The 484-nt window shown below is 67.6% G+C and carries 1 protein-coding gene; it reads right to left on the bottom strand.

The features are described 5' to 3' along the window. The coding region (locus B7G54_RS37875) for an aminotransferase class III-fold pyridoxal phosphate-dependent enzyme (protein WP_133059282.1) at positions 1-484 on the bottom strand (484 nt) is incomplete at both ends.

Genomic DNA, 484 nt, shown 5'->3' with positions numbered 1-484 from the left:
GCAGCAGCTTCAGGTTCGCGACCGCGACGGCCGCTGCAACCGGGTGCCCCGAGTACGTGAGGCCGTGGTTGAATTCGCCGTTGTCGATGATCGGCCGCGCCACGCGCTCGTGAATGCCGACGGCACCCATCGGCACGTAGCCCGACGTGAGGCCCTTCGCCATCGTGATCAGATCGGGCTCGAAGCCGAAGTGCTGGTGCGCGAACCATTCGCCGGTGCGGCCGAAGCCGCCGATCACTTCGTCGGCGACCAGCAGGATGTCGTACTTGCGGCAGATCCGCTGGATTTCCGGCCAGTACGTCGACGGCGGGAAGATCACGCCGCCCGCGCCCTGGAACGGCTCGCCGATGAACGCCGCGACGTTCTCCGCGCCGAGTTCGAGGATCTTCGCTTCGAGCTGCTGCGCGCGGGCCAGGCCGAACGCCTCGGGCGTCTCGCCGGCCGCCGCTTCGCCGAAGAAATACGGCTGGTAAATACGGCTGGT

Source organism: Burkholderia puraquae (assembly GCF_002099195.1).
Lineage (GTDB): Bacteria > Pseudomonadota > Gammaproteobacteria > Burkholderiales > Burkholderiaceae > Burkholderia > Burkholderia puraquae.
Note: the sequence above shows the minus strand (reverse complement) of the source record. Positions and strands in the feature narration are given on the sequence as shown.